The organism is Achromobacter sp. 77, assembly GCF_020541125.1.
GTDB lineage: Bacteria > Pseudomonadota > Gammaproteobacteria > Burkholderiales > Burkholderiaceae_B > Achromobacter > Achromobacter mucicolens.
On sequence record NZ_CP059848.1, the window covers coordinates 2,095,772 to 2,115,010 of the forward strand.

The following is a 19,239-nucleotide window of genomic DNA, read 5'->3' on the forward strand; positions in this document are numbered from 1 at the left end:
GAATTGCTGCCATGCCTCTTATTGCTCGAATCGCCTTTGCCCTTGCGCTGACGGGACTGCCCGTCCAGCATGCCGCGGCCGACACGCTTGCCGCCGTCAATCCCGCCGGAGAAAAGCTCTACAAATCCGCCTGTGTGGTGTGTCATGCCAGCGGCGTGGCCAATGCCCCCAAGCTGGGCGACAAAAAAGCCTGGACGCCTTTTCTGGCGCAAGGCGCCGATGCGCTGATGGTCACCGTGCTGAAAGGCAAGGGCGCCATGCCGCCGCGCGGCGGCTCGGCGGCTGACGAGGCCACGCTGCGCGCCGCCGTGGAATACATGATGGCGGCAGCGAAGTAGCGCTCAATGGCTGGCGGCGCGCGCCGCTACAAGCGGCTGGCCGCCCGCCCTGCTACACGCGGCGGGCCAGCAAGGCCCACACGCCGGCGGCCGACATCAGCGCGCCGCCGCCCAGGTTGAAGCCGCGCTGCGCGCGCGGCGACACCAGCATCCGCCGGGCCGAGCCCGCAAAGATGGCGTAGGCCGCGGCATTGATGCCCGCGCAGGCCACAAAGGTGGCCGACAGCATCCACAACTGCCGCGTCACATCGCCCGCCGGATCGATGAACTGCGGCAGGAAGGCCACGAAGAAGATCATGCCCTTGGGGTTCAGCGCGGTCACCAGATACGTGTTGGCAAAGAGCTTCCAGCGCGAACCCACCGGCTTGGCGGCGGGCAGCGTGGCCGGCGACACGCCGGCGCGCAGCAGCCGGTAACCCAGATACAGCAGATACAGGCCGCCGACGGTCTTGACCACCGTGAACCAGAAGGCGGACGCGGCCAGCAGCGCGCCCAGGCCCAGCAGCGACAGCACCAGGGCGGTCGAATCGCCCAGCGCCACGGCCAGCACCAGCGGCAGGCGGGCGCGCTTGCCGTGGGTAAGCGAATAGCTGATCACGGTCAGGATGGTGGGGCCGGGCAGCATGACAAGCAGGGCCGACGCGCCCAGGAAGGCCAGCCAGGTTTCGAGAGACATGGAAGGAACTCCGCAAGAGGGACCGGCGCGTGGGGCCGGCTGCGGCCAATGTATCCCAACCGGGGCGGCCTGAGAACCAGGGCGGCCGGCATCCAAGACCCGGCAGTCCGCGACGCGGTGGTGTTAAATACAGCTTTCCCGGACAGTGAACGCCGGCCGCCAGGCCGCGCGAAGGAAACTCCATGGCATTTGACTTTGACCTGTTTGTGATCGGCGCGGGCTCGGGCGGCGTGCGCGCGGCCCGTTTTTCGGCCAGCTTTGGTGCGCGCGTGGCCGTGGCCGAAAGCCGCTACCTGGGCGGCACGTGTGTCAACGTGGGCTGCGTGCCCAAGAAGCTGCTGGTCTACGGTGCGCACTACAGCGAAGACTTCGAACAGGCGCATGGCTTTGGCTGGACCGCGGATGCGCCAAAGTTCGACTGGCCCACGCTGATCGCCAACAAGAACCGCGAGATCGAACGCCTGAACGGCATCTACCGCAATCTGCTGGTCAACAGCGGCGTGTCGCTGCTCGAAGGCCACGCGCGCATCGTCGACCCGAACACGGTCGACATCAACGGCAAGACATACAGCGCCGCGCACATCCTGGTCGCGACCGGCGGATGGCCGCAGGTGCCCGACATTCCGGGCAAGGAACACGCCATCACGTCCAACGAGGCCTTCTTCCTGAAAGACCTGCCGCGCCGCGTGCTGGTCGTGGGCGGCGGCTACATCGCCGTGGAATTTGCGTCCATCTTCAATGGCATGGGCGCGCAGACCATCCAGTCCTACCGCGGTCCGCTGTTCCTGCGCGGCTTTGACCTGGGCGTGCGCGAACACCTGCGCGACGAACTGGTCAAGAAGGGCATCGATCTGCGCATGAACACCGAGGTCGCCCGCATCGACAAGCGCGCGGACGGCTCGCTGGCCGCCACCTGCAAGGACGGCGCCGTCATCGAGACCGATTGCGTGTTCTACGCCACGGGCCGCCGTCCGATGCTGGACAACCTGGGGCTGGAGAACACCGGCGTGAAGCTGCGCGAGGACGGCTTCATTGACGTGGATGACGAATACCGCACCGCGGAACCTTCCATCCTGGCCATCGGCGACGTGATCGGCCGCGTGCCGCTTACCCCGGTGGCGCTGGCCGAAGGCATGGCCGTAGCGCGCCGGCTGTTCCGCCCGCAGGAGTATCGCAAGGTCGACTACAAGCTGATTCCCACCGCCGTGTTCAGCCTGCCGAACATCGGCACCGTGGGCCTGACCACCGAAGAGGCGCGTGACGCCGGGTACGAGCTGCGGCTTTTCGAAAGCCGCTTCCGGCCCATGAAGCTGACGCTGACCGAGTCGCAGGAACGCACGCTGATGAAGGTGATCGTCGACGCGCAGACCGATCGCGTGCTGGGCGTGCACATGGTGGGCCCGGAGGCCGGCGAGATCGTGCAGGGGCTTGCCGTGGCGCTGAAGGCGGGCGCAACCAAGGCCGTCTTCGACGACACCATCGGCATCCATCCCACGGCGGCCGAAGAGTTCGTCACGATGCGCACGCCCGTCGCGCAGTAAGACGCGCGAACGCCTGACGCTACAGGCGTTCGATCATGACGCGCGCCGCCGCCGGCGCGCGTTCTTTTGCCCCATTGATGAAGTACGCAAAGACGTCCTGAACCTTGGCAGCCTTGGCAAGTTTGGCAGGTTTGGCCGGCGCGCCGATGCGCGGCAGGTCGTCCGGATGGGCGCCGCGCGACCAGGCCTGCAGGCGCTCTGCCCAGGCGTCCAGCGCCTTGGGCGCATACCCGGCCTTGTACCGGGTGCTGGCGCGCATCAGCCGCGCGTAGACAAAGTCGCCCGTCCGGTCGGCAATGGCGGGAAACTCGTCGCTGTCGGTGTAGACGGTCGCTGCGCGATGGCGGCGCGCCAGGTCCAGATATTCCTCGCAGGCAAAGCTGGCATGACGCACGTCCAGCGCATGCCGCAAGGGCAGTCCGTCCACCTTGTCCGGCAGCAATTCCAGGAAGGCCCCGAAGTCCTTTGGATCGAACTGCTTGGTCGGGGCAAACTGCCACACGATGGGGCCGAGCTTCGCGCCCAATTCGGCGATGCCGCTTTTGATGAAGCGATTGATCGAGTCCCCCGCGCCCGACAGCTCGCGCCGGTTGGTGCAATAGCGCGACGCCTTGAGCGAGAACACAAAATCCTCGGGCGTTTCGTCGCGCCACTTGGCAAACGTGGCAGGCTTTTGCGTGCCGTAGTAGGTGCCGTTGATCTCGATGGCCGTGACCTGCCGGCTGGCGTATTCCAGTTCGCGCGCGTGCGGCAGGTCGTCGGGATAGAAGACGCCGCCGCGCCACGGCTCGAAGGTCCAGCCGCCGATGCCAACGCGGATCGCGGCGGCCCGGCCCGCCGGGGACGGATGACGTTTCGGCATGGACTGCGCTCCACAAAAGGGGTCGAGCGGTCCACTGTATCGCCGGCGCGACTAGCCGCCAACCCCATCGGAAAATTCCGCTGTTCCGGTACAGTTTTCGGCTAAGGTGTGCATTCACGATCCGACTTTTGTCCGGCGCACGCCGGCTTCCCATGCCCGACCTGACACATCTGCTGACTTTCGCCCTGGTAGCGCTGGGCATGGTGCTCACACCCGGCCCCAACATGATCTACCTGGTGTCCCGCTCCATCTCGCAAGGGCCGCAGGCTGGCCTGATTTCGCTGGGCGGCGTGGCGGTCGGGTTCATCTTCTACGTCGCCTGTGCGGCGTTCGGCATCACCGCCTTGCTGATGGCCGTGCCCTACGCCTACGACGCGCTGCGCATCGGCGGGGCGCTCTACCTGCTCTACATGGCGTGGCAGGCGATCCGCCCGGGCGGCCGGTCACCGTTTCAGGTGCATGACCTGCCCAAAAGCAGCCCGCGGCAATTGTTCACGATGGGTCTCCTGACCAATTTGCTCAATCCCAAGATCGCGGTCATGTACGTGTCGCTGCTACCGCAATTCATTCAGCCCGATCACGGCAGCGTCTTCACCCAGTCGCTGGCGCTGGGCATGACGCAGGTCGTGATCAGCCTGTCCGTGAACGCGCTGATCGCGATCATGGCGGGTTCCATTGCCGGTTTCCTGGCGGGCCGCCCGCTGTGGATGGTGGTGCAGCGCTGGCTGATGGGCACGGTGCTGGCCGGCCTGGCGGTGCGCATGCTTGTGGATACGCGACGCTGATGCCGGCCCAGGACGGATTTTTCGCGACGCTGGGCGGCATGCTCGGCGAGGGCCTGCGCGCCATCGTTGCAGGAATCAAATGGCTCTTGGGCGGCCTGGGCGGCGCGCTGGCGGACTTCTACGCCGGCCTGGCCGGCGCGATGGGCATGAGCCCGTCGATCTTCAATCTGGTGCTGCTGGCGCTGGGCCTCATGTTCCTGTGGGGCGCGGTCAAGGCGCTGCTGCGGCGCTCGATTCTGGGGTTCCTTTTCTGGCTGTTCATGACGCTGCTGGTGCTCGGTGGGCTGGTGGACTAGCGGGCCCGCGGCACCGCCTTTGCCACCGCTTGGGCAACCTCTCGCAACCGCCGCACCATCGCTGGAAAGCGTTCCGCGCCGGTGTTGCCATAGCCGATCACCAGACCATTGTCCTCGGGGCGCGGCGTGAGCGCGAACGAAGACAGCGCGCCGGGATTCATGCCCAGCTTGCGCGCTTCGGCCACGATGGCCGTATCCGCATATTCGGACGGCAGCCGCACGGTCAGATGCAATCCGCAGTGTCCGCCCAGCACCTCGTGTTCGATCCCCAGATGCTGCGCCAGCGCTTCGCGCAGCGCCGACTGGCGTTCGCGGTACAGGCGCCGCATGCGGCCCAGGTGGCGTGAGAACTGGCCGTTTTCGATGAAGGCCGCCATGGTGAGCTGCTCCAGCCGGTGGCCGCCGCGCTGCATCTCGATGATGGACGGCATGGCCTCGCGCGCGATGGCCTCGGGCAGCACCAGAAAGCCCAGGCGCAGGGCGGGGAACATGGTCTTGCTGAATGTGCCCACGTATAGCACCGGGGCGTCCGGCAGCAGGCCCTGCATGGCGGCGATCGGTTCGCCCTGATGGCGGAATTCGCTGTCGTAGTCGTCTTCGATGATCCACGCGTGCGCGCGCCGCGCGCGTTCCAGCAGGTCGAGCCGGCGCGTCAGCGACAGCACCGCGCCGGTGGGGTACTGATGCGACGGGGTCGTCTGGATCAGGCGGGGCGGCTGGCGCGCCCAGGCGCTTTCGGGGATCACGATGCCGTCGGCATCCACACGCATCGCCACGACATTCAGATCGCCCGCATGAAAGGCGGCCTTGGCGCCGCGATAGCCCGGGTCTTCCAGCCAGGCCGTGTCGCCGGGATTGGTCAGCAGTTGCACGCATAGCGCCAGCCCGCCTTGCGCGCCTTCCGTGATGACGATGCGCGAGGCGTCGCAATGCACGCCGCGCGATACGCGCAGGTATTGGGCGATGGCCTCGCGCAGCGCGGGTTCGCCGGCCGGATCGCCATAGCCCAGCGCGGCGGCGGGGGCGGCCTGCAGCGCGCGGTCCTGCGCGCGGCGCCAGGCATTCAGCGGGAATTGGGTCAGCGCGGGCGTGCCGGGCGTCATCGGCAGCGTGGCGTCCACGGCATGGCGTGTGGAGACGATGCGGGCCAGGCGCCGGGCGGTCGCCGGGGCCTGCGTGGGGCTGGGCACGGCCTGGCGGGCGGCGTGGCGGGCCGCGGCCGACAGCGGCGCCACGCGCGTGCCCTGGCGGTCGGCGATCACGTAGCCCTCGGCCGTCAGTTGCTCGTAGGCGATCAGCACCGTGTTGCGCGAGATGGCCAGGTCCTCGGACAGCGCGCGGGACGACGGCAGCTTGCCGCCTGCCGGAAGCTGGCCCGCCAGGATGGCCTGCTTGAGCCGCTGGATGAGCTGGCGCTGGCGCGGCAGCGAACCGGGGCCGCGTGCAAGCGGACTGGACAGCAGTGAAGCGTTGGCGGCGTCGCCCAAGGCAGATTCGGTCATGGCCCTATTAAATTCCCAGTTCGTGGCGCTTTTTATGATGCCACGGTTCCGATATCGTGAGGCCCTGGGTGTTGCGCCCGCCACCGTCGGCGGCGCGCCCTGAACCGATCGCCGAGGCACCGCCCGCATGCAACCGCGCACCAACGATTTCCAGCAACCCATCGGCCCGGCGCTGCCCGGCTGGACGACGCGTCCGCGTCCGCCGCTCACGCCCGCCGTCGGCCGCTATTGCCGTCTGGAGCCGCTGTCGGCCGAGCGCCACGCGGCAGACCTGTACCAGGCCTTCAGCCAGGCGCCCGACGACAGCGACTGGACCTACATGGGCGTCGGCCCCTTCGCGGACGAGGCCGCCTACCGGACGTTCGCCGAAGCCGCGCAGTCCAGCCCGGACCCCATGCATCACGCCATCATCGACCTGGCCACGGGCCGCGCCGTCGGCACGCTGGCGCTGATGCGCATCGACGCGCCCAATGGCGTCATCGAGGTCGGCTTCGTGTCCTATTCGCGGCAGCTCAAACGCACCCGAATTGCCACCGAAGCGCAGTTCCTGCTGATGCGCCGCGCCTTCGACGAACTGGGCTACCGCCGTTATGAATGGAAGTGCGACAGCCTGAATGCGCCGTCGCGCGCTGCCGCGCTGCGACTGGGCTTCACCTTTGAAGGGATCTTCCGGCAGGCCACCGTCTACAAGGGCCGTAGCCGCGACACGGCGTGGTTCTCGATCATCGACAGCGAATGGCCCGCGCGGCGCGCGGCGTACGAGCGCTGGCTCAGCCCGGACAACTTCGACGCCGATGGCAAGCAACGCCAGGGCCTGGCGGCGTTGATCGCGGCCGAAGCGGCCGACGGCGCGGGCAACGATGTGGCCGGCAATCGGCGGGGCAACGGCGCAGGAGACCCGGCCGCGTGCGCCTGATTCCGGTGGCACTGGCCCTTTTCTGGGGGCTGAACTGGCCGGCGGTGAAGATCATCCTGTCCATCTTCCCGCCGTTCACCTTGCGCGTGCTCGGCCTGGGCAGCGGCGCGCTGCTGCTATTGCTGCTGGCGGGCGCGAAGCGCTTGCCGCTGTTGCCGCCGCGCAGCGCGTGGCCCGGAATCGTGGTGGGCGGCGTCCTGGCTGTGGCTGTCTTCAACCTCGCCGTGGCCTGGGCGCAACTCAGCACCAGCACGTCACGCGCGGCGGTGCTGACCTTCACGATGCCGATGATGTCGGCGCTGCTTGCGTGGCTGGTGCTGGGCGAACGCCTGGATCGCCGACGGGGGCTGGCGCTGCTGCTGGGTGCTTGCGGGGTGGCGGTGCTGGCCTGGCCGGTGCTGCAGGCGGTGTTTGCCGGCAACGACGTGGCCGCTGCCAAGGGGCTGGTGTTTCCGCTGGTGGCGGCGTTCGGGTGGGCGGCCGGCACCGTGTATCTCAAGCGCTGGCCGGTCGCGGGCGACCGCATCGTCATCACGGCGTGGCAGCTTGTCGTCGGCGCCAGTTGCGCATTGGCCGGCGCGCTGATTGCCGGCGAGTCCTTCCCCACGCGCGGCTGGACCGCCAGCGTCGCGGGCGCGCTCTCGTTTCACATCATCCTGGGCACCGCGGTCGCGTACTGGCTGTGGTTCGTGCTGAGCGAACGCGTCAGCGCCACCGTCGCCGCGTTGACCACGCTGATGGTGCCGGTCGTGGGCGTGCTGGGCGCGATGGCGCTGGTGGGCGACCGGCCGGCCCCGGCGGACTGGTGGGGCTTCGCCTTCGTCATGGCCGGGGCTGGGCTGATCGTCCTGAACCTGGGTCAGCGGCGCGCCTGACCGGCGCCCTCGGGCGGCGACGGCATCCACGTGCCGTGCAGCCCGGCGGGCACGCGGCGCGGCAGTCGAACCTGCGCAATAGGGCCCGCTGCCAGGTCGCGGGCGTCCAGCACGATGAACCGGCCCCCGGTGTCGTTTTCCGCATGCACGAAGCTCAGGATGTAGCCGTCCGCTTCGCCCGCGCCGGCCGGGTCGGCCGCAAACACCGGTTCACAGGCGGTCTGCCCGGCGGGCAGCCGGAACACGGACTTTTCACCCGTCTGCAGGTCGTAGCGGGCAAAGGCTTCGAAGGCGCCGGGCTGGGGCGTTTCACCCGGACGCGGGTCGCGCAGGCCGGCATAGCAGAAGCGGGCGCGCCGCCCGAGCCACGCATCGTTGACCCGGCCGAACTCGCAGGGCTGATCGTCCAGCATCTGATCGTCCACGCGTCCGCTGTCCAGGTCGATGCGCAGACGGTGCATCTCCAGCCGCTTGCGCGCGTTGGGTCCGTAGCCGTCGTGCCAGGGCAGCACCGCCTCGATCACGTTGCCGTCCACGCAGGCATTGGCGATGTGCCAGTTGAAGAAGGGGGCGGCTTCGATCCACCGGATCTGCGCCGCGTCGTTGCAGTCGCGCGGCACGAGCAGCACGTGCGTGCCGCGTTGCGGCTCCCAGGCCGGCGCCGCGGGTCCGCGGCTGAAGTCGAACACCAGCGGGCAGACGAACGCGACCACGTGGGTGGCGGTCAGGCCGATGTCGTGGACCAGCGCCGGCCAGGGGGACGAGAAGGACACCTGGCGGTCCACCCGGCCGGTGGCGTCCAGCCGCATGTATTGCAGCGTGCCGGCCATGAGGTCGTAGTTGATCGCCAGCATTTCCCCGGTCAGCGGATCGACCTTGGGATGCGCCGAGAACGCGCCCGCGAGCTTGCCGTGGAACGTATTGGGACCCAGCGTGCCCAGCGCGTCGTTCACTTCGTAGGGGCATCCGCCTTCGTACAGCGCGTGGATCCGCCCGGCGTGACGCAGCACGTTGGTGTTGGCCAGGTTGGCTTGCGGGGGCGGGCCGAACGTCGGGTTGTAAATGCGGTGGCCCGCGTCCCGTTCTTCCTGAAGTTCGGCGGTCAGCACCCAGCGGTTGCGGTAACGCACGCGGCCGCTTTCCAGGTAGAGCGCGTGGATCATGCCCGTGCCGTCGTAGGGATAGGCGTAGCCCGGTCCCGGTTCGAATTGCGGGTTGGGGCCGTTGCGCATGAAGACGCCGGACAGGCCGGCGGGCAGGTCGCCTTCAATGGGCAGGTTCGCGTCGTCGCGTTCGTCAAAGACCGGCGCGAACGCACGGGTCAGGGCGGGGTTGTCGCTGTGCCAGGGTTGCATGAGGACTCCAGGCCGTGGCCGCGCGCCGGGAGGGGGGCGGCAAACGTCCGTTATATCCGCCCGGACCGCAGGGTGAAAGCCGAGTTAACCATGATGGCCGGTTCAACCATGAGGCCTGAGTCAACCATGAGACGCGCCGCCGCGCCGCCTGCGCAGCCGTTCCCGCACCATTTCCGCGCCGCTGACCAGCGTGATCCCGGCCAGCACCATCACCGCGCCGATCACGAATCCCGCATCCAGCGGCTCATCCAGGATCAGCACGCCAAAGCTCACGCCAAAGAGGGGTGTCATGAAGGACAGGATGGACAGGCGCGAGGCGAGATACCGGCGCAGCAGCCAGAACCAGACCAGATAACTGGACAGCGCCACCACCACCGACTGGAAGGCGACGCTCAGCACGGCGGCCTGGGTGTAGCGGATGCCGTGGTGGCCGGTCGCCACGGCGAAGGCCAGCAGCCCCACTGCGGCCACGGCCATCTGATAGAACAGCGTCTTGGCGGGGGCGGCCTCGGACAGCGCCGTCTTGCGGATCGCGACCGTGGTGGCGCCCCACAGCAACCCGGCCGCCAGCCCCATCGCGTCGCCCAGCAGTATGTTGCGGGCGCCCTCGTGGACGGCGGGTTCGCCGCCCTTGACCAGGAACGCGACCGCGATGCCGCAGAAGGCCAGCGCCACGCCTGCCCATTGCAGCGGTTTGAGGCGCTCTTCGGGCAGCAGCCAGTGCAAGCCGAGCGCCGCGAAGATGGGCGCGGTGTATAGAAACACCGCCATGTGCGAGGCCGTGGTGTAGACCAGACCCTGCGCGACGAACAGGAATTCGCCCGCGAACAGCAACCCCACGATCAGGCCGGGCAGGATGGTGCCGTCCGTGAACGCGCGCCCGCGCTCTGAACGCCACACCACCACCGCCAGTACCAGGGCCGCGAACGTCGAGCGCAGCCCGATCTGCATGATGGGGGCGATGTCATCGGCCACCAGCTTGATGGCAATCTGCTGAAAGCCCCAGCACACGCACAGCGCCAGCATGGCGCTTGTGGCCAGCGTGTCCAGGGGAAGGCGTTGCGGCCTTGCGGCGGCGACGCTCACGGCAGTTCGGCGGGGTAGCTGTCCAGCGCCAGCCCGATCTGCTGGCGCAGGTCCCATTCGGCCAGCGTGGATTGCACCGGTCCGTAGAAGGCGCCGTCGCGGGCGACGAACATGGCCGGCAGATGAAAGACCTCGTAGCGCTCGACCAGCCCGCGGTTGTCGCCGGCATCGATCCAGCAGATGCGCTCGACCGGCAGTTCAACGGCCGGAAGCTGCTCGCGCGCCACGCGGCAGGTGCCGCAGGTGCGGCTGTGAAAGACGATAAGCGATAGGCCGCGCGCGTCCAGCAGATAGCGGTCGGCGGTGCTGTCGTTGAGGGTTATCTGTTCCATGGTGTAGGGCTCTCAAGCGCCGCGCAGCACGCGATCCAGTTCCAGCACCGACTGATACAGCACGCGGGTGCCGTCCAGGAGTTGCGCCGGTTCGATCCATTCTTCGGGGCAGTGGCTGCGGCCGTTCAGGCAGGGGATGAAGATCATGCCGATGGGGCCGGTGGGCGCCATGTAGACGGCGTCGTGGCCGGCGCCGCTGGGCAGGCGCATCGACGCGTAGCCCAACTGGTCGGCGGCAGCCTTGACGGCGTCCATCACCAGGGGCGAACAGTCCGTGGGCTGCGCGCGGCTGAGCTGCGTGAAGCCGGCGGTCAGGCGCAGCGCCTTCAGGTCGTCCGCCACGCCGGCCATCAGGGTTTCCGGAAAGGCGTCCAGCACGGCGTTGCTGTCGCTGCGCATTTCCAGCGTCATCTCGACCCGGCCGGGCACCGCATTGGCCGCATTGGGCGTCATGGCCAGCCGGCCCACCGTGGCGACGACGTAATGCGGATTGCCGCTGGCGGCGCTGGCCTGGCGGTGGGCGGCGTCGATGATGCGGGCCGCACCCACCAGCGCGTCGCGCCGGATATCCATGGGCGTGGTGCCTGCGTGATCGGGTTGGCCCTCGACCACGATCTGCACGCGGCGGATGCCGACGATGTTGGTGACCACGCCGATCGGCAGGTTGCGGCTCTCGAGCACGGGGCCCTGTTCGATGTGCAGTTCGACGAAGGCGGCGGTCTCGCCCGCGCGGCGCAGCGGCGCATTCAGCGCCGCCGGATCGCCGCCGATGCGGGCGATGCCCTGCGCCAGCGTCTCGCCCTGCGGATTGCGCGCGGCCAGCATGTCGGCGCTGAGCTGGCCGCACAGCGCGCGGCTGCCCACGCAGGAAATGCCGTAGTCGCTGGGTTCTTCCGACAGGAAGTCGATGACCTCGAAGGGATGGTCGAGGGCGATGCCGTGTTCCTGCATCGTGTGCGCGACCTCGATGCCTGCCAGCACGCCGATGATGCCGTCGAAGCGGCCGCCGCTCATGACGGTGTCGCAGTGCGAGCCGGTGGCGATCGGCTTGCGCGCGGCGTCGCGCCCGGCGCGCGTGCCGACCAGATTGCCGCCCGCGTCCAGGCGCGTGGCCAGCCCCGCCGCTTCGAACTCGCTGCGCAGCCAGGCGCGCGCGTCATCGAACAGCGGCGAAAAGGCGCGGCGCGTCCAGGGCACGTCGGGCAGGGTGAATTTGGACAGGGTGTCGACGCGCGCCCAGAGGCGTTCGGCGTTCAGGGGAGGAAAGGCGGGCGGTGTGGCTTGCGGCATGAGACTTCCAGAAGATCGCCCTGGATTATGGCATCAATGCCATGGCCTCCATGCCGCCGCGCGCCGGGCCGCCGCCTACGTCGTTCTGCGCCAGGCTGGCTCGCGCTTTTCCAGGAAGGCGGTCACGCCTTCGCGCGCTTCCTCGGTGCTGCGGATGGCCGCGATGCGTTCGACCGAGTCGGCAATCAGGGCCCCATCCAGCGGCTGGCCCGCGAAGTCCCGCACCAGCCGCTTGCTGGCCTGCACGGCGCCCGGGCCATTGGCGCACAAGGTGCGGCAGAGCGCTTCGGCAGCCGCGAGCGCCAGCGCTGCGGGGACCACCTCGTGCACCAGCCCCAGCCGCAACGCGGTGGCGGCGTCAAAACGTTCGGCGGTCAGGAAATACCGGTTGGCCGCGCGTTCGCCCAGGGCGCGGATCACGTAGGGGCTGATGGTGGCGGGCAGCAGGCCCAGCCGGGTTTCGGACAGGCAGAAGTGCGCGCTGTCCGCCGCCACCGCGATGTCGCAGGCGGCCACCAGCCCCATGCCGCCCGCGTAGGCGTCGCCGTTGACGCAGGCAACGATGGGCTTGGAACAGGTCCAGACCGCGTGCAGCATGTCCGCGAGCCGCGTGGCGTCCTGGCGGTTGTCCGCGTCGGTCAGCGTGCCCATTTTGCGCATCCAGTTCAGGTCGCCGCCGGCGCAGAACGCCGTGCCCGCACCCGTCAACAGCAGGACCCGGACCTGGGCGTCGTCCACGGCCGTCTTGACCGCTGCCGTCAGCGCGGCGATCAGCGTCTCGTCGAACGCGTTGCGCATGTCCGGCCGGTTCAGCGTCAGGCGGGCGATTGGGCCGTCGAGGGCCAGGTCCAGCGGTGCGTTCGGCGTCATGCGCGGTCTCCAGTGTTATTGATGATGGCTCAATCGGCGTGACCATTTGTTTGGCTGATTCTATGGGTAAAAGCGTGATTTCGCGATACTTCGTTTGGATATATTGAGTTATCCTCAACAAAAAATTCGGAGACAGACATGAGCCAGCATCAGGACAGCGCGTCCGCCGGTCAGCGTTACGCATCGGTATTCCGGCCGGGATTGTTCGACGGCAAGACCGTCATGGTGACCGGCGGCGGCAGCGGCCTGGGCCGATGCACCGCGCATGAGCTGGCGGCGCTGGGGGCCGGTCTGGCGCTGGTGGGACGCAACCCCGACAAGCTGCGCGCCGTGGCCGAGGAAATCGCCGGCATCTACCCCGAAGCCGCCGGCCGCATCAGCCAGCATGCGTGCGACATCCGCGACGAGGCCGGCGTTCGCGGCGCCGTGGCCGATGCGCTGGCCGCGCACGGCGGGCTGGACGGCGTATTCAATTGCGCGGGCGGGCAGTTTCCCGCGCCGCTGGACAGGATCAGCCTGAACGGCTGGAATGCCGTGGTGCAGAACAACCTGCACGGGACGTTTCTGGTGTCGCGCGAGGTCTATACCCAGCACATGCGCCAGCACGGCGGCGCCATCGTCAACATGCTGGCCGACATCTGGGGCGGCATGCCGGGGATGGGCCATTCCGGCGCGGCGCGCGCGGGCGTGTGGAACCTGACCGAAACCGCCGCCTGCGAGTGGGCGCATGCCGGCGTGCGCGTGAACGCGGTGGCGCCGGGCTGGATCGCTTCCAGCGGCATGGACAGCTACGACGAACATTACCGCGGCGTGCTGCGCGAACTGAAGACCAAGGTCCCGCTGCAGCGTTTCGGCACCGAGGCCGAGCTGGCCGCCGCGGTCGTTTTCCTGCTGTCGCCCGCGGCGGCGTTCATCAATGGCAGCGTCATCCGGGTCGATGGCGGCGTGCCCAATGCGCGCCATTCCTGGAACCTGCAGCCCGCCGAGCGCGGCCAGGCCTACAACGGCTTTCCTCAGTACGTGCCGCCGTCGCTGTTTTCCGAAGATTGAAGGCGATGCAGCGCATTCTGGACTTCGCCCCGGAACTGCGCCAGCGCCAGCGCATCCTGGCGCGGCGGCTGCAAGGCCTGCCACAAAAAGCCCACCAGGTGGTCGGCGGTGGCCGCCACATCCACGCCCGTGCCGCGCAGCATCGCGTCCCACAGCACGTGTTCCATCGGCCCGTAGACCGCCGAGCGCAGCAGCCGCAGCGGCATGTCCTGGCGGATGTCGCCATCGGCCTGGCCTTGGGCCAGGATGCGCATCAGGGGCGCGGTGTAGCGGCGTTGCAGGCCGGCGTAGATCTCGCCAAAGTCGTCGTTGCGCGCGCGCCCTTCGGACAGGATGAACGCGCACAGGCCGGGACCCTCGGCCAGCAGATGGCGCAGGTGCGTATGGACCAGGTAATGCAGTTGGGCCCGCGTGCCGTGGATATGGGGCAGGTGGTCTTCCACCCGCGCGATGATTTCGTCGTACCAGTCGCTGATCACCCGTACGCAGAGTTCGCGCTTGCCGCCGAAGTAGGTAAAGACGGTGGCTTCCGAAACCCCCAGGCGCTGCGCGATCTCGGTGGTGGTGGCCGCCTGGAAGCCCGCTTCGGAGAACACCTGGCGCGCGACCCGCAGGATGTCGCGGATGCGTTGCTCGGACTTGGCGCTGGCCGGCGGGCGGCGCATCGGGACGGCTGGGCTATTTTCCATGCAGGCAAATGGCGAAAAAGGGGCGGGCGGCCTGCCTGGCTGTCCGCGCGAGCGCCTATTATTGAGCGAGGGTCAACGCCGTGGCAAGGCGGGATGCAACCCGCCGCCGCGGCTCCTTCATGGCAACAACCATAATCATCAAGAGACAACCATGCTGCATCGAGCAGAGTCCTACGCGCAAGTCTTGTCCACGTTCCAGTGGGAGGTGCCCGCGGCCTACAACATCGGCGTCGACGTGTGCGACAAATGGGCGGACGGCAGCGGCCGGCTGGCGCTGATCTATGAAAAGAGCGATGGGGCGCAGACGCGCTACACGTTCGACCAGATCAAGGCGCAGTCGAACCAGCTGGCCAACAGCCTGGCGCGCTACGGCATCCGCCGTGGCGACCGCGTGGCCATCTACCTGCCGCAGGCGCCTGAAACCGCCATCGCCCATGTCGCTGCCTACAAGATGGGCGCGGTGGCGGTGCCGCTATTCACGCTGTTTGGCGTGGACGCCATCCAGTACCGGCTGGCCAACAGCGGGGCGTCGGCGCTCATTACAGACGCCGAAGGCTGCCGCAAGCTGCTCGAGATCCGCGACAGCCTGCCGGATCTGAGAGTGATCTATTGCATCGACGGCGAGGCCGGGGGTATGGAAGACCCCGCGGCCGCCGTCAATGCGCTACCGTTCCAGCAAAGCCTGGCGCTGGAGGCTGACGCGTTCGACCCCGTGGCGACGGCGGCCGACGATCCGGCCGTCATCATCTACACCTCGGGCACCACCGGCAAGCCCAAGGGCGCGCTGCATGCGCACCGTGTGCTGCTGGGCCATCTGCCCGGCGTCGAGATGTCGCACGAGTTCTTTCCGGAAAACGCCGTCCTGATGTGGACGCCGGCCGACTGGGCATGGATCGGCGGGCTGCTGGACGTGCTGTTGCCGTCCTGGCACCACGGTGTGCCCGTGCTGGCGCGTCGGTTCGAGAAATTCGACGGCGCCTCAGCGCTAGAGCTCATGGCGCGCCACGGCGTCACGCACACTTTCCTGCCGCCCACCGCGCTCAAGATGATGCGCGGCTGCGAATGGCCCGAGCACGCCGGGCCGCGCGCGCTGCGTTCGGTGGCCAGCGGCGGCGAGTCGCTGGGCGCGGAACTCATCGATTGGGGCCGCCGCGTGCTGGGCGTGACCATCAACGAGTTCTACGGCCAGACCGAATGCAACATGATCGTGTCCTCGTGCTCGTCGCTGTTCGACCCTTGCCTGGGCGCCATCGGCCGCGCCGCGCCCGGTCACCGGGTCGCTATTGTGGATGACGCCGGGGCCGAGTTGGCCGATGGACAAGAGGGCAACATCGGCGTAATGCGCCCGGATCCGGTCATGTTCCTGGGGTACTGGAACAACCCGGCGGCGACGGCGGAAAAATTTGCCGGCGATTATCTTCTGACCGGCGATATCGGCGTGCGTGACGCGCAAGGTTTCATCCGGTTCGTGGGCCGCAACGACGACGTCATTACCAGCGCCGGCTACCGGATTGGTCCGGGTCCCATCGAAGACTGCCTGCTCGGGCATCCCGCCGTGCGCATGGCGGCGGTGGTGGGCATGCCCGATGCTGAACGCACGGAAATCGTGGTGGCGTACGTGGTGCTGAAAGAGGGAGTCGAAGGCGACGAGGCGCTGGTCAAGGCGCTGCAGGCGCATGTCCGCACCCGGCTGGCCGCCCATGAATATCCGCGCGCGATCCGGTTTGTAACCAGTTTGCCGACGACCGCGACGGGCAAGATTATCCGCCGGGAGTTGCGCGCCGGTTACCCGGGCTGAGCCGTCTCACCCAGTGACAATCTCCTCCATGTGGATGGGTTGACGGGTTGCCCGGCGCTGCAAGTATGATGGCGCAAACTGGATACGGCCCCACTCAATTGGGGCCGTATCACCTTTAGCCAAAGTATGGAGATAACCCCAATGAATAAGCCTTTGGACGGGGGACTGGCAGCCTTGAACGTGCCCGCGTACGTCAAGCACCGCGGACTGATCGACTGGGTTGCCAGTTTCGTCGCGCTGGCCAAGCCCGATCGCGTCGTGTGGTGCGATGGCTCGCAGGAAGAGTACGACCGCCTGTGCGAGCAGATGGTCCAGTCCGGCACCATGCGCCGGCTCAACCCCGCCAAGCGCCCCAATTCCTATCTGGCGTGGTCCGACCCGTCCGACGTGGCGCGGGTTGAAGACCGCACCTTCATCTGCTCGGACCGCGCCGAAGACGCCGGCCCCACCAACAACTGGGCCGACCCGGCCGAAATGCGCGACACGCTGAACGGCCTGTTCGACGGCGCCATGCGCGGCCGCACGCTGTACGTGGTGCCGTTCTCGATGGGCCCGCTGGGTTCGGACATCGCCCACATCGGCGTCGAACTGTCCGACAGCCCGTACGTGGCCGTGAACATGCGCATCATGACGCGCATGGGCAAGCAGGTGTATGACGTGCTGGGCACCGATGGCGACTTCGTGCCCTGCCTGCATTCGGTCGGCAAGCCGCTGGCCGAGGGCGAGGCCGACGTGGCCTGGCCGTGCAACCCCACCAAGTACATCGTGCACTTCCCCAAGACCCGCGAAATCTGGAGCTACGGCTCCGGCTACGGCGGCAACGCGCTGCTGGGCAAGAAGTGCTTTGCGCTGCGCATCGCATCCACGATGGGCCGCGACCAGGGCTGGCTGGCCGAACACATGCTGATCCTGGGCGTGACCTCGCCCAAGGGCCGCAAGTACCACGTCGCTGCCGCCTTCCCGTCGGCCTGCGGCAAGACCAACTTCGCCATGCTGATCCCGCCGCAAGGCATGGACGGCTGGAAGGTCACCACCATTGGCGACGACATCGCCTGGATCAAGCCCGGCCCGGACGGCCGCCTGCATGCCATCAACCCCGAGGCCGGCTACTTTGGCGTGGCCCCCGGCACCAGCGAGCAGACCAACTTCAACGCCATGGCCACGCTCAAGGCCAACGTCATCTTCACCAACGTCGCGCTGACCGACGACGGCGACGTCTGGTGGGAAGGCATGACCGACACGCCGCCGGCGCACCTGGTCGACTGGCAGGGCAAGGACTGGACGCCCGAGATCGCGCGCGAAACCGGCCGCAAGGCCGCGCACCCGAACGCGCGCTTCACCGCGCCCGCCTCGCAGTGCCCGTCCATCGACCCCGAGTGGGAAAACCCCAAGGGCGTGGTCATCGACGCGTTCATCTTCGGGGGCCGCCGCTCCACCACCGTGCCGCTCGTCACCGAAGCCCGCAACTGGGTCGAAGGCGTCTACATGGCCGCCACGATGGGCTCCGAGACCACCGCCGCGGCCGCCGGCCAGCAAGGCGTGGTGCGCCGCGACCCGTTCGCCATGCTGCCGTTCTGCGGCTACAACATGAGCGACTACTTCGGCCACTGGCTCAATCTGGGCAAGCAGCTCGAAGCCGCCGGCGCGACCCTGCCGCGCATCTATTGCGTGAACTGGTTCCGCAAGGGTCCGGACGGCAAGTTCGTCTGGCCGGGCTTTGGCGACAACATGCGTGTGCTGCGCTGGATGCTGGGCCGCATCGACGGCCAATCCAAGGGCGTGGACCAGGTGTTCGGCGTGTCGCCCAGCTACCAGGACATCGACTGGACCGGCCTGGAATTCAGCCCGGATAAGTTCGAGCAGGTGATGTCGGTGGACGAGAACGCCTGGCGCGAAGAGCTGGCGCTGCACCACGAGCTCTTCGGCCAGCTGTCGCAAGGCCTGCCCGACGAACTGCGCACCACCAAGACCGAGATCGAAGGCCGTCTGGCGGCCTGAGGCTGCTGGATCCTGTGGTCTGAACAAACCCGCCTGCTTTGCGCAGGCGGGTTTTTTTGCGTGCAGCGGGTTCAGCCCAGGGGTTTAAGCCGTCTTGCTGGCCGCGATCCCGTCCAGCGCCTTGGCCACGTCGTCCGGCAATTGCAGCGACGCGGCTGCCAGGTTTTCCCGCAGGTGTTTCGGGGAAGACGTCCCGGGAATCAGCAGGATGTTGGTCGATCGGCGCAGCAGCCAGGCCAGCGCCGTCTGCATCGGCGTCGCGCCGATCCGCGCCGCGGCGTCGTTCAGGATGGACGACTGCAACGGGCTGAAGCCGCCCAACGGAAAGAACGGTACATAGGGAATGCCTTCGCGCGCCAGGTCGTCGATCAGCGCGTCGTCGCCCCGGTGCGCGACGTTGTACTGGTTCTGCACGCACACGATCTCGCAGATGCCGCGGCCCTGCGCCACCTGCGCGGGCGTCACGTTGCTCAGCCCGATGTGCCGGATCAGCCCTTGCTGCTGCAGGCCGGCCAGCACGGACAGCGGTTCCTCGATGGAGCCTTCCGCCGGACCATGCACGTCGAACATGGCGCGCAGGTTGACCACGTCCAGCACGTCCCGTCCCAGGTTGCGCAGGTTGTCGTGCACCGCGCGGGTCAGCTGTTCGGCCGAGAACGCGGGATTCCACGACGCATCGTCGCCGCGCACCGCGCCCACCTTCGTCACGATCACCAGGTCATCGGAATAGGGGGCCAGTGCCTCGCGAATCAGCTGGTTGGTGATGTGCGGGCCGTAGAAATCGCTGGTGTCGATGTGGTTGACGCCCGCGGCCACGGCCTCGCGCAGGACGGCCAGCGCGGCGTCCCGATCCTTGGGCGGCCCAAAGACGCCGGGGCCGGCAAGCTGCATGGCACCGTAGCCAAGCCGATAAACCTGGCGCGAGCCGAGGGAGTAGGTGCCGCTGTCTGCGAGTTGAGTCATATCTGATCCTGTTTTCG

Annotated in this window: 19 protein-coding genes; 9 read left to right on the plus strand and 10 right to left on the minus strand. The window is 68.0% G+C overall.

Annotated elements, in window-relative coordinates; all coding sequences use genetic code 11:
- Positions 1 to 11 precede the first annotated feature (11 nt).
- Positions 12 to 338, plus strand: coding sequence for a cytochrome c5 family protein (locus H4P35_RS09660; RefSeq protein ID WP_338129372.1), 327 nt, complete (start codon positions 12 to 14; stop codon positions 336 to 338).
- A gap of 52 nt (positions 339 to 390) precedes the next feature.
- On the opposite strand, the gene H4P35_RS09665 is transcribed toward H4P35_RS09660, so the two are convergent.
- A complete protein-coding gene (locus tag H4P35_RS09665; RefSeq protein WP_108696702.1) occupies positions 391 to 1,014 on the minus strand; it encodes a LysE family translocator in 624 nt (207 codons plus the stop codon).
- Between the two features lie 182 nt (positions 1,015 to 1,196).
- On the opposite strand from H4P35_RS09665, the gene gorA reads away from it, so the two are divergent.
- On the plus strand, positions 1,197 to 2,555 hold the full coding sequence (gene gorA / locus H4P35_RS09670) for a glutathione-disulfide reductase (RefSeq protein WP_180100201.1): 1,359 nt from the start codon (positions 1,197 to 1,199) through the stop codon (positions 2,553 to 2,555).
- Between the two features lie 19 nt (positions 2,556 to 2,574).
- Here the strand turns inward: gorA and H4P35_RS09675 are convergent, their stop codons facing one another.
- Positions 2,575 to 3,417 (minus strand): DUF72 domain-containing protein, encoded by an 843-nt coding sequence (locus H4P35_RS09675; RefSeq protein ID WP_226848765.1) that lies wholly within the window; start codon positions 3,415 to 3,417, stop codon positions 2,575 to 2,577.
- Positions 3,418 to 3,569: 152 nt separating this feature from the next.
- Between H4P35_RS09675 and H4P35_RS09680 the strand changes: the two genes are divergently transcribed.
- The gene (locus H4P35_RS09680) at positions 3,570 to 4,202 is read left to right on the plus strand and encodes a LysE family translocator (protein WP_056569853.1); all 633 of its coding nucleotides are present in this window, start codon (positions 3,570 to 3,572) and stop codon (positions 4,200 to 4,202) included.
- Complete coding sequence (locus H4P35_RS09685) at positions 4,202 to 4,498, plus strand: hypothetical protein (RefSeq protein WP_056316115.1); 297 nt, start codon at positions 4,202 to 4,204, stop codon at positions 4,496 to 4,498. Before H4P35_RS09680 ends, H4P35_RS09685 begins: the two co-directional genes overlap by 1 nt.
- Here H4P35_RS09685 and H4P35_RS09690 read toward each other — a convergent pair.
- Positions 4,495 to 6,000 carry a PLP-dependent aminotransferase family protein gene (locus tag H4P35_RS09690; RefSeq protein ID WP_226848767.1) on the minus strand — a complete coding sequence of 502 codons (1,506 nt, stop codon included), beginning with the start codon at positions 5,998 to 6,000 and terminating at the stop codon, positions 4,495 to 4,497. The two genes, H4P35_RS09685 and H4P35_RS09690, sit on opposite strands and share 4 nt — an antisense overlap.
- Before the next feature lie 127 nt (positions 6,001 to 6,127).
- Here H4P35_RS09690 and H4P35_RS09695 point away from each other — a divergent pair, with 127 nt between their 5' ends.
- Together H4P35_RS09695 and H4P35_RS09700 are read left to right on the plus strand one after the other, a co-directional pair.
- Positions 6,128 to 6,916: a GNAT family N-acetyltransferase gene (locus H4P35_RS09695; protein WP_226848769.1), complete on the plus strand. Its 789-nt coding sequence runs from the start codon at positions 6,128 to 6,130 to the stop codon at positions 6,914 to 6,916.
- Positions 6,907 to 7,791, plus strand: coding sequence for a DMT family transporter (locus H4P35_RS09700; protein WP_056316119.1), 885 nt, complete (start codon positions 6,907 to 6,909; stop codon positions 7,789 to 7,791). Before H4P35_RS09695 ends, H4P35_RS09700 begins: the two co-directional genes overlap by 10 nt.
- Here the strand turns inward: H4P35_RS09700 and H4P35_RS09705 are convergent.
- The 5 genes from H4P35_RS09705 to H4P35_RS09725 all read right to left on the minus strand — a co-directional run bounded on the left by H4P35_RS09705 (position 7,776) and on the right by H4P35_RS09725 (position 12,724).
- Positions 7,776 to 9,146 (minus strand): carotenoid oxygenase family protein, encoded by a 1,371-nt coding sequence (locus H4P35_RS09705; protein ID WP_226848771.1) that lies wholly within the window; start codon positions 9,144 to 9,146, stop codon positions 7,776 to 7,778. The two genes, H4P35_RS09700 and H4P35_RS09705, sit on opposite strands and share 16 nt — an antisense overlap.
- A gap of 120 nt (positions 9,147 to 9,266) precedes the next feature.
- Positions 9,267 to 10,172: a DMT family transporter gene (locus H4P35_RS09710; protein WP_226849452.1), complete on the minus strand. Its 906-nt coding sequence runs from the start codon at positions 10,170 to 10,172 to the stop codon at positions 9,267 to 9,269.
- A 56-nt stretch (positions 10,173 to 10,228) separates the two neighbouring features.
- Positions 10,229 to 10,564: a co-chaperone YbbN gene (locus H4P35_RS09715; protein ID WP_175236172.1), complete on the minus strand. Its 336-nt coding sequence runs from the start codon at positions 10,562 to 10,564 to the stop codon at positions 10,229 to 10,231.
- A gap of 12 nt (positions 10,565 to 10,576) precedes the next feature.
- Complete coding sequence (locus tag H4P35_RS09720) at positions 10,577 to 11,854, minus strand: Zn-dependent hydrolase (RefSeq protein ID WP_056316125.1); 1,278 nt, start codon at positions 11,852 to 11,854, stop codon at positions 10,577 to 10,579.
- Between the two features lie 75 nt (positions 11,855 to 11,929).
- On the minus strand, positions 11,930 to 12,724 hold the full coding sequence (locus H4P35_RS09725; RefSeq protein WP_226848773.1) for an enoyl-CoA hydratase/isomerase family protein: 795 nt from the start codon (positions 12,722 to 12,724) through the stop codon (positions 11,930 to 11,932).
- Between the two features lie 138 nt (positions 12,725 to 12,862).
- On the opposite strand from H4P35_RS09725, the gene H4P35_RS09730 reads away from it, so the two are divergent.
- Entirely contained in the window at positions 12,863 to 13,774 is a 912-nt protein-coding gene (locus H4P35_RS09730) for an SDR family oxidoreductase (protein WP_226848775.1), read from the plus strand.
- Here H4P35_RS09730 and H4P35_RS09735 read toward each other — a convergent pair.
- Entirely contained in the window at positions 13,738 to 14,463 is a 726-nt protein-coding gene (locus H4P35_RS09735; protein ID WP_056316137.1) for a TetR/AcrR family transcriptional regulator, read from the minus strand. The two genes, H4P35_RS09730 and H4P35_RS09735, sit on opposite strands and share 37 nt — an antisense overlap.
- A 151-nt stretch (positions 14,464 to 14,614) precedes the next feature.
- Between H4P35_RS09735 and H4P35_RS09740 the strand changes: the two genes are divergently transcribed.
- Complete coding sequence (locus H4P35_RS09740) at positions 14,615 to 16,261, plus strand: acyl-CoA synthetase (RefSeq protein ID WP_226848778.1); 1,647 nt, start codon at positions 14,615 to 14,617, stop codon at positions 16,259 to 16,261.
- 141 nt (positions 16,262 to 16,402) lie between these two features.
- Positions 16,403 to 18,259, plus strand: coding sequence for a phosphoenolpyruvate carboxykinase (GTP) (locus tag H4P35_RS09745; protein ID WP_056316142.1), 1,857 nt, complete (start codon positions 16,403 to 16,405; stop codon positions 18,257 to 18,259).
- An 84-nt stretch (positions 18,260 to 18,343) separates the two neighbouring features.
- Here the strand turns inward: H4P35_RS09745 and H4P35_RS09750 are convergent, their stop codons facing one another.
- A complete protein-coding gene (locus H4P35_RS09750; protein WP_226848780.1) occupies positions 18,344 to 19,222 on the minus strand; it encodes an aldo/keto reductase family oxidoreductase in 879 nt (292 codons plus the stop codon).
- Between the last annotated feature and the right edge of the window lie 17 nt (positions 19,223 to 19,239).

What these genes read in the sequence shown, in the direction of transcription:
- H4P35_RS09695 (WP_226848769.1), top strand. Translation starts at nt 6,128, where the DNA reads ATGCAACCGCGCACCAACGATTTCCAGCAACCCATCGGCCCGGCGCTG.
- H4P35_RS09680 (WP_056569853.1), top strand. Translation starts at nt 3,570, where the DNA reads ATGCCCGACCTGACACATCTGCTGACTTTCGCCCTGGTAGCGCTGGGC.
- gorA (WP_180100201.1), top strand. Translation starts at nt 1,197, where the DNA reads ATGGCATTTGACTTTGACCTGTTTGTGATCGGCGCGGGCTCGGGCGGC.
- H4P35_RS09690 (WP_226848767.1), bottom strand. Translation starts at nt 6,000, where the DNA reads ATGACCGAATCTGCCTTGGGCGACGCCGCCAACGCTTCACTGCTGTCC.
- H4P35_RS09745 (WP_056316142.1), top strand. Translation starts at nt 16,403, where the DNA reads ATGAATAAGCCTTTGGACGGGGGACTGGCAGCCTTGAACGTGCCCGCG.
- H4P35_RS09715 (WP_175236172.1), bottom strand. Translation starts at nt 10,564, where the DNA reads ATGGAACAGATAACCCTCAACGACAGCACCGCCGACCGCTATCTGCTG.
- H4P35_RS09720 (WP_056316125.1), bottom strand. Translation starts at nt 11,854, where the DNA reads ATGCCGCAAGCCACACCGCCCGCCTTTCCTCCCCTGAACGCCGAACGC.
- H4P35_RS09730 (WP_226848775.1), top strand. Translation starts at nt 12,863, where the DNA reads ATGAGCCAGCATCAGGACAGCGCGTCCGCCGGTCAGCGTTACGCATCG.
- H4P35_RS09750 (WP_226848780.1), bottom strand. Translation starts at nt 19,222, where the DNA reads ATGACTCAACTCGCAGACAGCGGCACCTACTCCCTCGGCTCGCGCCAG.
- H4P35_RS09660 (WP_338129372.1), top strand. Translation starts at nt 12, where the DNA reads ATGCCTCTTATTGCTCGAATCGCCTTTGCCCTTGCGCTGACGGGACTG.
- H4P35_RS09685 (WP_056316115.1), top strand. Translation starts at nt 4,202, where the DNA reads ATGCCGGCCCAGGACGGATTTTTCGCGACGCTGGGCGGCATGCTCGGC.
- H4P35_RS09740 (WP_226848778.1), top strand. Translation starts at nt 14,615, where the DNA reads ATGCTGCATCGAGCAGAGTCCTACGCGCAAGTCTTGTCCACGTTCCAG.
- H4P35_RS09710 (WP_226849452.1), bottom strand. Translation starts at nt 10,172, where the DNA reads ATGCTGGCGCTGTGCGTGTGCTGGGGCTTTCAGCAGATTGCCATCAAG.
- H4P35_RS09705 (WP_226848771.1), bottom strand. Translation starts at nt 9,146, where the DNA reads ATGCAACCCTGGCACAGCGACAACCCCGCCCTGACCCGTGCGTTCGCG.
- H4P35_RS09725 (WP_226848773.1), bottom strand. Translation starts at nt 12,724, where the DNA reads ATGACGCCGAACGCACCGCTGGACCTGGCCCTCGACGGCCCAATCGCC.
- H4P35_RS09665 (WP_108696702.1), bottom strand. Translation starts at nt 1,014, where the DNA reads ATGTCTCTCGAAACCTGGCTGGCCTTCCTGGGCGCGTCGGCCCTGCTT.
- H4P35_RS09675 (WP_226848765.1), bottom strand. Translation starts at nt 3,417, where the DNA reads ATGCCGAAACGTCATCCGTCCCCGGCGGGCCGGGCCGCCGCGATCCGC.
- H4P35_RS09735 (WP_056316137.1), bottom strand. Translation starts at nt 14,463, where the DNA reads ATGGAAAATAGCCCAGCCGTCCCGATGCGCCGCCCGCCGGCCAGCGCC.